This is a genomic window from Microbacterium sp. CSI-V (genome assembly GCF_001984105.1).
Taxonomy (GTDB): domain Bacteria; phylum Actinomycetota; class Actinomycetes; order Actinomycetales; family Microbacteriaceae; genus Microbacterium.
The window spans coordinates 111,662-125,650 of the sequence record NZ_MTQM01000006.1 but is presented as its reverse complement, the minus strand read 5'-3'; the positions used below and the strand labels follow the sequence as shown (position 1 = coordinate 125,650).

The window sequence follows — 13,989 nt, the reverse complement described above, 5'->3', positions numbered from 1 at the left end:
CCGCCCTCAGTCGGTCGCGAGGCCGAAGGGCTGCTCGCCCGTCGACGCGGCGTGGCTCGCGTTCGCATCCGCTCGGTCGACGAGGATCGGACCGTCCGCGCCGTCGACAGAGGCGAGCGCCACGCCGATCCCCACCACCGGCACGACGGAGGTCCCGAGGTCCGAGAGGTCGGCGACGAGCCGCTCGTGAAGCACACGGACGATCCGTCGATGGTCGGTGGCCCCCGCCGTCGAGAAGGCGACCGCGAGGCCGGTCGCGTCCGTCTCCCCCACGAGTGCCATCGTCGGGGCGTGCCGCCGCACGGACGCGCGGAACGCCCGCGCCATCTCCTCCGCCTCTTCGGGACCGAAGGCGGTGGCCACCCGCCGCAGATCGTCCACCCGGATGCCGATGACGCACAGGTCTTCTCCGGCTGCTCGGGCGCGCGCCACGAGGATGGTGAGGACCGCACCGAACGACTCGCGGAGCAGGACTCCGTTGCGGTCGACGATGAGCTGTCGCGTCTCGGGGTTGCCGCGCAGGGCGGATTCGCTCGTGCGCAGGACGGAGGTGACCACGACGGCGGCCACCACGAGGGACATCGTGAGGAAGGCGGAGACGCTGGTACCGAAGTAGGTCAGGAATACCGGGCTGTCCGGGCCCTGGGACACGAACACGATCGTGCGGACGAAGAACCAGGCGGCCTCGATGGCCAGGATCGTCGTCAGAGCCGCCGCGCTCCATCGTCGTCCGATGGCGCCGCGTCGCGTCTCGATCGCCCCGAGCACGGCGAACAGCGCATTGGCGAGGAACAGGGCCACCGCTCCCGCCCAGTCGCCCGCCGAAGGCCCGTCGACGAGGGCGAGCACCACGACGACGGCGAGACCGACCGCGGTGATGATGAGCGGGATCCGCAGCGGTCGCCCGTTGAAGGCCACACTGCCCAGCCAGATGAACGCCGTCGCCGCGACGAACGCCCCGTTGCCGAGGGCGAGGGCGACGAAAGCCCCGGGCACCGAGACCCACACCAGGTAGCACACCGCGGAGAAGACCCCGGCGAGGAAGGCCGTCGCCCAGAGCCGCCCCGGGAGAGCGTCGCGCAGCATGAGGGTGTCGAGCAGGTACAGCACGGCCGACACCAGGATGACGAGGGACGAGGCCGTCTGCAGGCTCAGGACGTCGAAGACCATGACGCCGCTCCTTCCTTCTGCGGCAGATGCACGGTGAAGACCGACCCTGCCCCGGGCTCGGTCGTCATCGTGATGTCGCCGCCGTGGGCACGCGCGATGTCCCGGCTGATCGCCAGGCCCAGGCCGCTGCCGTGGACGCTGGAGTTGCGCACGGTGTCCGCGCGGAAGAAGCGCTCGAAGATGCGCCCCTGCTCGCTCGGCGAGATTCCGGGCCCGTCGTCGGCGACCGTGATGAGGACGGTGTCGGCCTCGCGCGCGACGGAGACGAGCACGACCCCGCCGCTGGTGTTGTACTTCACGGCGTTGGACAGGAGGTTGTCGACGACTTGCCGCAGACGGTGCGCGTCGACGACGGCCGGGCAGGAACGCACACCGGAGGCGTCGACCCGGATGCCGTGCGCCGCCGCGCGCGGCGCCACCGAGGTGACGGCACTCGCGACGATGTCGGCGACGTCGGTCGCGGCCGGTTCGAGCGCGAACCCGACCCCGTGCCGGGAGGCCGCCGACATCGCGAGGATGTCGGCCACCAGTTCGCGAAGACGCGTGGCGTTGCGCTCGGCGATCTCCAGTTGCTCACGCGTCGCGCCCGCCAGGGCATCGTCGTCGAGGGCGAGTTCGAGGTAGCCGATGATCGAGGTGAGGGGCGTGCGCAGCTCGTGCGAGACGCTCGCCACCAGGTCCTCGCGGGCTCGGAGCGCCAGTTCCTCGGCCGTCACATCGCGCGAGACGACGACGGTGCCCGCGCCGACGCCGTCGCGCGCGGGGAGGTGCCGCGCCGTCACGTTCAGAGCGCGGCGGTCGTCGCCCGGCATCCCGAACCAGACGAGCTCCCCCTCGAATGCCTCCCCGGCGCGAGCGCGCGCGAACGGCGTCTCGCTCGCGACGAGCGGGGTGATGCCGTCTGCGGCGTACACCGCCGGCGCGGGGCCGAGCGATCCCGCTCCGGCCTGCAGCCGTGCGTGCGCCTCGTTGCTCACCGAGTACTCGCCCTCCGCGGTGATGCGGATGACGCCGAAGTCGACCGCGTCGAGCACTTCGGTGACCAGGTCCTCCTGCCGACGGGACCGCTCGAGCGAACGCCGCAGCTCCGCCGACTGCTTCTCGAGCAGGGCTCGCTGCGCACGGGTCCGCTTGGCTGCGAAGTGCGACATCGTCGCCAGCGCGGCGAGCGTGAACGGGAGCACGAAGGTCGACGCCGCGACGCGCTGCGACCCGTCGAATGTCTGATAGGCGATGATGGCCGACACGGTCGCCGTCACGCCCACGACCCCGCGCACCCCGAAGGCCGAGCCGATCCAGATGGCCGGGAAGGCCCACAGCAGTCCGATGCCCGCAACCGGGGCGCTCTGGCGCATGAGCCCGATCGCGGCGACGTCGACGACCGGAGCGACGAGGATCAGCCACGACGGCAGATCGTCCCGGGGCGAGAGGACGACGATCCCCGCGCACACGAAGATCATCCCGGCACCCGCCACGAACAGCGTCACGTCCTCGATCTGCCCGAGGACGAGTGTCGCCACGGCCGCGAGTACCGTGGCGGCCGCCTGCAGCAGCTGACTGGTCAGCAGGCTGCGGTGGAGACCGAGCCGCTCGCTCGGCGACGGGCCGGACATGGCCTCGACCCTAGCGCGCAGGACCCCCGCACGCGCGATCCCCACGCGGCACGCGGGAGGAGTCGACCCTCCGCCCCCGAGCGCGCGGCGGGACGGCCCGCGGCTGCGGCGTCAGAATCCGAAGTCTCCGCCGAAATCCCCGCCGAAATCCCCGAATCCCCCGACGTCGGATGCACCCGGATCGTCGAAGGATGCCGCATCGCCGCTGTCGGCCGCCACCCCGTCCTCGAAGCCGGCGGCGTATCCCGGGTCGAACAACGCTCCGACCAGCGCGGACCCGATCACGTAGCCGCCGATCGTTCCGAGCATCGAGGCGCCGAGCATAGATCCGAACCCCGGTGCTCCCCCACCGCCACCGAAGGAGCGTCCGCCGAACGTGCGCTCCATGAACCCCGGACGCGTGTACTCCGCCCGTGTCGCCGCGCGGGCCAGCGAGGCCGGGTCGTCGCCGACCGGCCGTTCCGACGCCGGGAGCCCGGAAGAGAGCTCGTGCAGGACCTGCTGCCTCTGGCCGGGCGTCAGCCGGGCGAACGCCTCGGCGTGAACCTGCTCGACGGTTTCGGGCGGCGCCGTCCGCAGGAGGTAGCGATACCGCTCCAGCGCCTGTGCGTCGTCGCCCGCCGGGTCGGATGCCGGGCCGGCGGCGCCGGGCGGGGGCGGCGGGGCGTAGCGCCCCTCGGCGTCGCGGGTACCGCTCGCGGACCCGGATGCCGACGGCGTCGGGATCGACGACGGGCGACGCTGATCCTCGCCGCCGCCGAAGAGTCGATCGAGGAAACCCATGAGTGCCTCCCTGTGGCTGGGGACATCACGCTAGGACCGCGGGCTTTGAGTCCCCTGTGACGCGCGGCCGGTCAGCCCTGCCGCGCGAAGGCCTCGCTCGTCCACCGCGCGAACAGGTCCCAGGGATCGTCCACGCCGTCGGAGAGGGCGGCGATGTGGGCGTCGAGGACGTCGGTACGGGCGAACCACTCCGATCCGCCGAACCGCTCGGCGGCGAACTGCGCATGGCGCCGCCGCTCCACCGACCGGTCGCCCCGTTCGAATGCGAGGAGCTCGTCGTGACGGATCGCCCGCAGTCGCTGCCGCGGCCGGGCGCTCGTACCGATCTTCACGCGATCACGGAAACGCAGGTAGTAGACCACGTCGATGCGGGGCGGGGGCAGCTCGCCGTCCACGGGCTCGCCGTGCCGCCATTCGCACACGGCGCACAGCCAGCCGCTCGGCCAGCGGACACCCAACCGTGAGCCGCAGAGGAGACACGGCGTGGGCAGGACATCGGCGACGCCGTCACGGCGGCCGACCCACTCCGCCGCGGTCATCAGGTGCTCACCGCACAGACCGAGCGGCGCGTCCGGCGCGACGGCGTCGCCGCATCCGGGCACGAGACATCGGACCGATTCGTTCACACGCCGAAGCGTACGCACGACCTCCGACACGACCGTCCGCTAGTCCTCCGCGGCGTCGGGCCCCTGCAGCCGGAGAAAGAGCCCGGCGTACGGGCCCAGCTCGAGTGCGAAGCTCTGCAGCTCATCGACCCGGCCGACGACGTCGCCCGTCGCGGCATCCACGGCGGTGCTCTGAGGAACGAGCCACTCCGAACGCACGGTTCCCTCGATGCTCTCGCCGGAGAAGTTGAGCACGGTGATCTGCAGCGGCGCATCCTCGAGGCGGCGGTCGCCGCCGTCCAGCCGGTGCACCATCACGAGCATGCTGGGGTGCCCGACCTGCGGGATGTCGACCTGGGAGGCCACGGCGATCTCGTTCTCACTGCGGATCCGCAGGATGTCGCGGAGACCGGCGAGGAAGGAGTCGGGATCGGCCTGCTGCCGGGCGAGCGATCCGTAGAGCGACCGCGCGCGCGGCATCCCCGAGGCGGAAGTGGACGCGTCGGGTGCCACGTCGAGAAGATCGTGGGCTCCGCGCTCGATCCACCGGGTGTCACCGGAGGAGATCAGGTGACGCACCTCTTCGGCGGGAACGGTGAGCGACCCGGTGAGGTCCCACCCCGAGAGCGCGAAGACACCGGGCTGCCACGAGTTGTACTTCGCGAGCAGCAGGTGAGCGTCGCGGATCGCGGGGACGTCGGCCTCGGTGATGTCGTCCAGGGTGGCCTTGCCCTGCGTCGCGGCGATCAGGGACGCCGTCGTGCAGGCGATGCCGTTCTGCGTGAAGACGAGGTTGTAGTCGGCGTCGACGGTCAGGGCCTGCGTGAGTTCGGCCCGCACGGTCTCCGCGATCTCCCCGCCGGTCGACTCGCCGTGGCGGAACGGGTAGACGGTGTCGCGGTGCGTCGTGGCCCAGTGCACCAGCTCGTACGTCAGCTCGTCGTGGTTCTGCATGCCGTGGACCAGTTGCACGGGCTCGACGCCGGTCTCGAGCGCCGTCGTGAGCGCGAGCCGCAGGAACTCGGTGTTCGCCGTCGCGAGGGCGTGGTGGTACCCGGGGCGCGTCACGAAGTCGTACGACAGATCGGCCCCGACGGCCCCGGTGTCCCGGATGTCCTCCATCGTCAGGTTCAGCTCCTGGAACGTGAAGCCGCCGACCTTGCGCACCATGCCCGCGATGATGTGGTTCGCGGCGTGCGAGAGCGGATGGCCCTCCGACCACGCCGGCAGCCCCTCTGCGCTCTTCTCGACGCCGAGGAACCCGTTCGCGTCCAGGCGCAACGCGCTCGTGCCGAGATCGCCCAGCGAGTGGAGCGCGTCACCGATCACCAGGCGCATACCGGCGAAGGTGGGATCCAGCCAGTTGATCGAGGGCTGCCCCTCCTTGAAGTAGTGGAGGTACACCCAGCGGCGCTCGAGTCCGTCCGTGCCGACGACGGGTGCGGTGGCACTCCAGTTCGTCTCCTTGACCCCGGGAGTGAAGAAGATGACGCGCTGGAGCTCGCCGATGATGTATCCGCGGGCGCTGAGCTCGCGCTCCGTCTCGGCGTCGAGGTTGACCGAGTCGCGGCCCGCGGGCACCTCGGGCAGGAGCCCCCAGTCCTCGCGCGGGATCTCGACCATGTGGTAGATCCCGGGGTAGTCCTTGTAGGCCATCTCCGCCAGCCGGAAGTCGGCGCCCTTGCCGGTGTGTCCCGGCACGATGTCGTCGATCACGCTTCCGCCGTGCGCATCGGCCATGTCGGCGATACGACGGAAGGCGTTCTCGTCACCGAACTCCGGGTCGATCTGCGTGCTGATGCGGTCGAAGTGACCATCGACGCTGGGCGTCTCCTGCCACCCGCTGATTCCACCCGCGCGCTTGACCGGACCGGTGTGGATGCCGTTGATCCCGACCCACTCAAAGGCCTCCCACAGCGCCTCATCGCCCAGAGCGTCGAGGAAGGACTCCCCCGGGCGCGCCATGAGCGAGATCGGGTAGGCCGTGAACCACACGTCGGTGGACTCGATCGCGCGACGCGCGTCGGGGCGCGCATAGGGGTTCCGCCACATCGAGGGCTGACCCGACAACTGTCGGCTCAGAACGTCGGCATCCTTCAGCATCGACTGCCGCACGAGCCATTCGACGTACGACGGATTCGCGCCGTTCGCATTGCGGGGATCCGTGAGGAAGCGCCGCAGCGTGCCACCCCGGAACTGCTCGCGCGGACGCAGACGTCGAGGGCGGGCCGGGTAGCGCTGTTCGTCGTAGCTGATCTCAGCGACCGGCTCCCCGGCATCGTCGCCCGTGGCGCTGCTGTCGATACCGTCCTCCGGCGTCCGTGCTGTCGTCAGCTCGTCGGCGTCGTCCACTCGCGACCTCCTCATGTCGTCGTACCGACGGTAGTCGTCATGAACGACATCGTGGTGAGGGATTGACCCGGAGTCGGCAGAACCTCGCCTCACCGATCACCACCGGGACGCAGAGCCACCCACGCGACGGCTGCCGAGATCGCACACATGCCGACGACGGCGCCGATGAACCACGTCCACCCGACCGTGCTGAAGACGAGGCCGAGCAGCCAGCCGAACAGACTGGACCCGCCGTAGTAGCCGAGGTAATACAGCGAAGACGCCTGCGCGCGCGCCTCGGGCACCGCCGCAACCGGAGTCCACCCGGATGCCACGGCATGCGCAGCGAAGAACCCCGCCGTGAACACGATGAGCCCGAGGATGACGACGAAGGTCGACGGCACCGCCATCAGAACCGCACCGGCCGCGGTGATGCCGATCGAGGCTTCCAGGACCGGGAACCGTCCGCGCCGGACGGCCACCGCGCCCGCGCGGGGCGACGACACCGTCCCGGCGAGGTAGGCGAGGAACAGCAGCGTCACGACAGCGGGGGCCAGCGAGAACGGGGGCTGCGCGAGATGGAACCCGAGGTAGTTGTACACCGCGACGAACGCGCCCATGAGGAGGAACCCCTGGGCGTACAGGGCCAGTTGGACACGTGAACGGAGATTCACGCGAAGACGCGCCAAGACCGCGGGGCCGGGGAGCGCACGCGCCCGACCAGGAACGAATCCCCGTGCGGGCGGGACGAGAGTCAGGAAGATCGCGGCAGCCACCGCGCAGAGGAGGATCACCGCGGCCACGCCCCACCGCCAGCCGGCGAGCTCCCCGATCGGGCCGGAGACGAGCCGACCACTCAGTCCGCCCACGGTGGTGCCGGCGATGTAGGAACCTGCGGCTGCCGCGACATGCCGCGGGCTCACCTCCTCGCTCAGGTACGCGAGAGCGACGGCCGGCACGGCTCCCAGTGCGACCCCTTCCAGGAGCCGCAGCGCGAGGAGCACGGTGATGTCCTGCGAGAACGCGGCGGCTGCACCCAGGAGGGTCGCCGCGATCACGCCGATCGCCATCGCGGGGATCCGCCCGACGCGGTCCGCGACCAGAGACCACGGAAGCACGGCGACGGCCAGCCCGAGAGTGGATGCGGACACGGTGAGAGCCGCAGTCGCGGGATCACTTCCTGTGTCGATGGCGACCTGCGGGAGGACGGCCTGTGTCGCGTACAGCTGCGCGAACGTCGCCACGCCCCCGAAGAACAGCCCCACGAGAAGACGGCGATACGCCCGACTTCCGGGGATATGTCCTGAGAAGCCGCTCACGTAGCGACCCTATCCGTTCGCCACGCACCCAGAGCGAACGCAAAAAAGGCGCCGATCTCCCCTCCGTGGAGGGTCGATCAACGCCTGAAAGCAAATGTGTCCGTATATGCGAAATGGCCACCCAGCGCTGGGTGGCCATTTCGTCTTAGAAGAAGTCCGGCGGTGTCCTACTCTCCCACAGGGTCCCCCCTGCAGTACCATCGGCGCTGAGAGGCTTAGCTTCCGGGTTCGGAATGTAACCGGGCGTTTCCCTCTCGCTATGGCCGCCGAAACACTATTGATGTTTCAAAAACCAACAACGATCATGTCATTGTCGTGTTCCCGACCGTACATCGAGAACCACTCAGTGGACGCAAGCACCAAAAACGGTGTGTTATCAAGTCATCGGCTTATTAGTACCGGTCAGCTTCACGTATTACTACGCTTCCACATCCGGCCTATCAACCCAGTAGTCTGGCTGGGAGCCTCTCACCATAAATGGTATGGAAGTCTCATCTTGAGGCCGGCTTCCCGCTTAGATGCTTTCAGCGGTTATCCATCCCGAACGTAGCTAATCAGCGGTGCTCCTGGCGGAACAACTGACACACCAGAGGTTCGTCCAACCCGGTCCTCTCGTACTAGGGTCAGATCCTCTCAAACTTCCTACGCGCGCAGCGGATAGGGACCGAACTGTCTCACGACGTTCTAAACCCAGCTCGCGTACCGCTTTAATGGGCGAACAGCCCAACCCTTGGGACCTACTCCAGCCCCAGGATGCGACGAGCCGACATCGAGGTGCCAAACCATGCCGTCGATATGGACTCTTGGGCAAGATCAGCCTGTTATCCCCGAGGTACCTTTTATCCGTTGAGCGACAGCGCTTCCACAAGCCACTGCCGGATCACTAGTCCCGACTTTCGTCCCTGCTCGACCTGTCAGTCTCACAGTCAAGCTCCCTTGTGCACTTACACTCGCCACCTGATTGCCAACCAGGTTGAGGGAACCTTTGGGCGCCTCCGTTACATTTTGGGAGGCAACCGCCCCAGTTAAACTACCCACCAGGCACTGTCCCTGAACCGGATCACGGTCCTAAGTTAGATATCCAGAGTGACCAGAGTGGTATTTCAACAATGACTCCACGAACACTGGCGTGTCCGCTTCACAGTCTCCCACCTATCCTACACAAGCCACACCGAACACCAATACCAAGCTGTAGTAAAGGTCACGGGGTCTTTCCGTCCTGCTGCGCGTAACGAGCATCTTTACTCGTAATGCAATTTCGCCGAGTTCGCGGTTGAGACAGTTGGGAAGTCGTTACGCCATTCGTGCAGGTCGGAACTTACCCGACAAGGAATTTCGCTACCTTAGGATGGTTATAGTTACCACCGCCGTTTACTGGGGCTTAAATTCTCAGCTTCGCCTTGCGGCTAACCGGTCCTCTTAACCTTCCAGCACCGGGCAGGCGTCAGTCCGTATACATCGTCTTGCGACTTGGCACGGACCTGTGTTTTTAGTAAACAGTCGCTACCCACTAGTCTCTGCGGCCACCACACCCTTTCGGAGCAAGTCCTAATAAGTGGATGGCCCCCCTTCTCCCGAAGTTACGGGGGCATTTTGCCGAGTTCCTTAACCACGATTCTCTCGATCTCCTTGGTATTCTCTACCTGACCACCTGAGTCGGTTTGGGGTACGGGCAGCTAGAACCTCGCGTCGATGCTTTTCTCGGCAGCATAGGATCACCCACTTTTTATCCGCATCGTGTCTCAGCCTCAATGAGTGACGGATTTGCCTATCACTCGGCCTACGCACTTGCACCAGGACTACCATCGCCTGGCTTGGGCTACCTTCCTGCGTCACACCTGTTAATACGCTAGCCGCACCAGCATGGGGTCGAGCGTTCACACAGACAACCATCACCCCGAAGGGATCCGGAAAATTCCATGCTAGGACTCTTAGCACCACTGGATTAGCTTGGGCGGTTCTTCGCCGGTACGGGAATATCAACCCGTTGTCCATCGACTACGCCTGTCGGCCTCGCCTTAGGTCCCGACTTACCCAGGGAAGATTAGCTTGACCCTGGAACCCTTGGTCTTTCGGAGGACGTGTTTCTCACACGTCTTTCGCTACTCATGCCTGCATTCTCACTCGTGTCGCGTCCACGGCTGGGTCACCCCGCCGCTTCACTCGCGACACGACGCTCTCCTACCCATCAACACGGCTGGACCACGAAGGCCTACCAAAAATGTCAATGCCACAACTTCGGTGGCGTGCTTGAGCCCCGTTACATTGTCGGCGCGGAATCACTTGACCAGTGAGCTATTACGCACTCTTTCAAGGGTGGCTGCTTCTAAGCCAACCTCCTGGTTGTCTAAGCAACTCCACATCCTTTCCCACTTAGCACGCGCTTAGGGACCTTAGATGGTGGTCTGGGTTGTTTCCCTCTCGACTATGAAGCTTATCCCCCACAGTCTCACTGCTGCGCTCTCACTTACCGGCATTCGGAGTTTGGCTGACGTCAGTAACCTTGTAGGGCCCATCGGCCATCCAGTAGCTCTACCTCCGGCAAGAAACACGCAACGCTGCACCTAAATGCATTTCGGAGAGAACCAGCTATCACGAAGTTTGATTGGCCTTTCACCCCTATCCACAGCTCATCCCCTCAGTTTTCAACCTAAGTGGGTTCGGTCCTCCACGACGTCTTACCGTCGCTTCAACCTGGCCATGGATAGATCACTTCGCTTCGGGTCTAGGACACGCGACTGAATCGCCCTATTCAGACTCGCTTTCGCTACGGCTACCCCACACGGGTTAACCTCGCCACGTATCGCTAACTCGCAGGCTCATTCTTCAAAAGGCACGCTGTCACCCCTACTAAGGAGGCTCCAACGGTTTGTAAGCAAACGGTTTCAGGTACTATTTCACTCCCCTCCCGGGGTACTTTTCACCTTTCCCTCACGGTACTTGTCCGCTATCGGTCATCTGGGAGTATTTAGGCTTATCAGGTGGTCCTGACAGATTCACACGGGATTTCTCGGGCCCCGTGCTACTTGGGATACTCTTCACGCCAAGAACAGGCATTTCGACTACGGGGTTCGCACCCTCTATGACCGGCCATTCAAAACCGTTCGTCTATACCCTCTTGTCACGTCGACTGCTCGGCAGAACAATCAGAAAAGTCCCACAACCCCCAACATGCAACGCCTGCCGGCTATCACACACGCTAGGTTTAGCCTCTTCCGGTTTCGCTCGCCACTACTCACGGAATCGCTGTTGCTTTCTCTTCCTGTGGGTACTGAGATGTTTCACTTCCCCACGTTCCCTCTACCCGCCCTATATATTCAGGCGGGAGTCACCAGGTACGCACGCGCCCTGGCGGGGTTTCCCCATTCGGACACCCTCGGATCAAAACTCGCTTATCAGTTCCCCGAGGCTTATCGCAGATTGCTACGTCCTTCTTCGGCTCCAGATGCCAAGGCATCCACCGTTTGCTCTTAAAGACTTGAAATCACATGAGTTGAATCGTCAAAAAATTGACTAATGATCTTTAAGATCATCTACACCACACAACCCCGAAGAGTTGCATGGAAGATGCTCGCGTCCACTGTGTAGTTCTCAAAGTACGGGCGGTACCCTTCCCGCATGCCACAACCGTGACACCAGAAAAGGCCCTAGAGGAACAGCCACCAACCAGATCCGAAAACCCGATCAGCGCCCGGCCCCTCAGGACCCAACAGCGTGCATGTGCCAGACACTCCCACCCCGAACCGTTCCTGCAGCAAGCTGCGTACTAGACCCGAGACCATCGTCTCCGACACCTCGTCAAATGTTCCACCCATGAGCTAACCGGCAAGACACATTCGGTCTCGATCCGGCGCCTGGACACCACCAGGAAAACCCGACGGTGCCAGATGCTCCTTAGAAAGGAGGTGATCCAGCCGCACCTTCCGGTACGGCTACCTTGTTACGACTTAGTCCTAATTACCGATCCCACCTTCGACGGCTCCCTCCACAAGGGTTGGGCCACCGGCTTCAGGTGTTACCGACTTTCATGACTTGACGGGCGGTGTGTACAAGACCCGGGAACGTATTCACCGCAGCGTTGCTGATCTGCGATTACTAGCGACTCCGACTTCATGAGGTCGAGTTGCAGACCTCAATCCGAACTGGGACCGGCTTTTTGGGATTCGCTCCACCTCACGGTATTGCAGCCCTTTGTACCGGCCATTGTAGCATGCGTGAAGCCCAAGACATAAGGGGCATGATGATTTGACGTCATCCCCACCTTCCTCCGAGTTGACCCCGGCAGTATCCCATGAGTTCCCACCATTACGTGCTGGCAACATAGAACGAGGGTTGCGCTCGTTGCGGGACTTAACCCAACATCTCACGACACGAGCTGACGACAACCATGCACCACCTGTTCACCAGTGTCCAAAGAGTCCCGTATTTCTACGGTGTTCTGGTGTATGTCAAGCCTTGGTAAGGTTCTTCGCGTTGCATCGAATTAATCCGCATGCTCCGCCGCTTGTGCGGGTCCCCGTCAATTCCTTTGAGTTTTAGCCTTGCGGCCGTACTCCCCAGGCGGGGAACTTAATGCGTTAGCTGCGTCACGGAAACCGTGGAATGGTCCCCACAACTAGTTCCCAACGTTTACGGGGTGGACTACCAGGGTATCTAAGCCTGTTTGCTCCCCACCCTTTCGCTCCTCAGCGTCAGTTACGGCCCAGAGATCTGCCTTCGCCATCGGTGTTCCTCCTGATATCTGCGCATTCCACCGCTACACCAGGAATTCCAATCTCCCCTACCGCACTCTAGTCTGCCCGTACCCACTGCAGGCCCGAGGTTGAGCCTCGGGATTTCACAGCAGACGCGACAAACCGCCTACGAGCTCTTTACGCCCAATAATTCCGGATAACGCTTGCGCCCTACGTATTACCGCGGCTGCTGGCACGTAGTTAGCCGGCGCTTTTTCTGCAGGTACCGTCACTCTCGCTTCTTCCCTGCTAAAAGAGGTTTACAACCCGAAGGCCGTCATCCCTCACGCGGCGTTGCTGCATCAGGCTTCCGCCCATTGTGCAATATTCCCCACTGCTGCCTCCCGTAGGAGTCTGGGCCGTGTCTCAGTCCCAGTGTGGCCGGTCACCCTCTCAGGCCGGCTACCCGTCGACGCCTTGGTGAGCCATTACCTCACCAACAAGCTGATAGGCCGCGAGCCCATCCCAGACCGAAAAATCTTTCCAACCCCCACCATGCGATGAGAGCTCATATCCAGTATTAGACGCCGTTTCCAGCGCTTATCCCAGAGTCCAGGGCAGGTTGCTCACGTGTTACTCACCCGTTCGCCACTGATCCACCAAGCAAGCTTGGCTTCACCGTTCGACTTGCATGTGTTAAGCACGCCGCCAGCGTTCATCCTGAGCCAGGATCAAACTCTCCGTAAAAGAAAAATGCCCACCCAACCGGAATAAGGTCGGGACAAGCGAGTTCAATCTGACCAAACAGGAAGTCAAAACTGACTATCCAGATGCCAACCCCAAAGGGTTGGACTTTGATCCAAAGGAATTTCTCGCAATCCACCAAACGATGGACCGACGAGGAATAAATTGGCATTTGACAAGTGCACGCTGTTGAGTTCTCAAGGAACGGACGCACCCACAGAAACGATCTCTCGACCTACCCGCGAGGCAACTTCACTACCTTATACGACCCCCAACCCAACCTCACACAGTGGGACCCACCAAGGGATCAACGTCGTGGAAGCCGGTCGAAGACCAGAACCAAAACTCTACACCATCCGGCGCGAGCTTTGGGATTCGTTCACCGCTTGAGAGGACGCGGGGCCTTTCGGCCGCTCCGCTCTCCCCTGTGGGGCGAACAAGTAATAACTTACGCGGATCCCGCCCACCCGTCCAATCCATACCGCAGCCCGGGCGTGTCGCACCCCCGAAACCGCGGAAAAACGCGGAACTTCGACGTTCGGGGCTCAGACGGCGTCGTGGCCCCCCACAGGGTCACATCCGGACGGGGATCCACGGCAGCGAGGCCGCGGCATCCACTGTTCCCCCGGTGAACTGGATGCCGCCGAAGAACAGGGCGCCGATCACCAGGACGTACACGAACGCGATCGCGAGGAAGAGAACCGCGGCGCCGGCGATGGCGAGGAGCAGGGGAAGTCGAGAGATCATGCGC

At 64.1% G+C, this 13,989-nt stretch carries 7 protein-coding genes and 3 rRNA genes; all 10 read right to left on the bottom strand.

Features of this window, described 5'->3' with window-relative positions:
• Positions 1 to 6: 6 nt before the first annotated feature.
• The 10 genes from CSIV_RS03175 to CSIV_RS18225 all read right to left on the bottom strand — a co-directional run bounded on the left by CSIV_RS03175 (position 7) and on the right by CSIV_RS18225 (position 13,985).
• Complete coding sequence (locus tag CSIV_RS03175) at positions 7 to 1,170, bottom strand: GGDEF domain-containing protein (RefSeq protein WP_077049973.1); 1,164 nt, start codon at positions 1,168 to 1,170, stop codon at positions 7 to 9.
• Entirely contained in the window at positions 1,152 to 2,783 is a 1,632-nt protein-coding gene (locus tag CSIV_RS03170; RefSeq protein WP_077049972.1) for a sensor histidine kinase, read from the bottom strand. Before CSIV_RS03170 ends, CSIV_RS03175 begins: the two co-directional genes overlap by 19 nt.
• A 111-nt stretch (positions 2,784 to 2,894) precedes the next feature.
• Positions 2,895 to 3,566 (bottom strand): hypothetical protein, encoded by a 672-nt coding sequence (locus CSIV_RS03165; protein WP_077049971.1) that lies wholly within the window; start codon positions 3,564 to 3,566, stop codon positions 2,895 to 2,897.
• A 71-nt stretch (positions 3,567 to 3,637) separates the two neighbouring features.
• Positions 3,638 to 4,192: a GIY-YIG nuclease family protein gene (locus CSIV_RS03160; protein ID WP_175627543.1), complete on the bottom strand. Its 555-nt coding sequence runs from the start codon at positions 4,190 to 4,192 to the stop codon at positions 3,638 to 3,640.
• A 39-nt stretch (positions 4,193 to 4,231) separates the two neighbouring features.
• Positions 4,232 to 6,538, bottom strand: a complete 2,307-nt coding sequence (treS, locus tag CSIV_RS03155; protein ID WP_077049969.1) for a maltose alpha-D-glucosyltransferase — start codon at positions 6,536 to 6,538, stop codon at positions 4,232 to 4,234.
• 74 nt (positions 6,539 to 6,612) lie between these two features.
• Complete coding sequence (locus CSIV_RS03150; RefSeq protein WP_077049968.1) at positions 6,613 to 7,821, bottom strand: MFS transporter; 1,209 nt, start codon at positions 7,819 to 7,821, stop codon at positions 6,613 to 6,615.
• A 154-nt stretch (positions 7,822 to 7,975) separates the two neighbouring features.
• A 5S ribosomal RNA gene (rrf, locus tag CSIV_RS03145) occupies positions 7,976 to 8,092 on the bottom strand.
• Between the two features lie 101 nt (positions 8,093 to 8,193).
• Positions 8,194 to 11,305: ribosomal RNA gene (locus tag CSIV_RS03140) — 23S ribosomal RNA — on the bottom strand.
• Positions 11,306 to 11,719: 414 nt separating this feature from the next.
• Positions 11,720 to 13,241, bottom strand: a 16S ribosomal RNA gene (locus tag CSIV_RS03135).
• The 16S, 23S and 5S rRNA genes sit together here, the layout of an rRNA operon.
• Positions 13,242 to 13,811: 570 nt before the next feature.
• Positions 13,812 to 13,985 (bottom strand): hypothetical protein, encoded by a 174-nt coding sequence (locus CSIV_RS18225; protein ID WP_160897373.1) that lies wholly within the window; start codon positions 13,983 to 13,985, stop codon positions 13,812 to 13,814.
• Between the last annotated feature and the right edge of the window lie 4 nt (positions 13,986 to 13,989).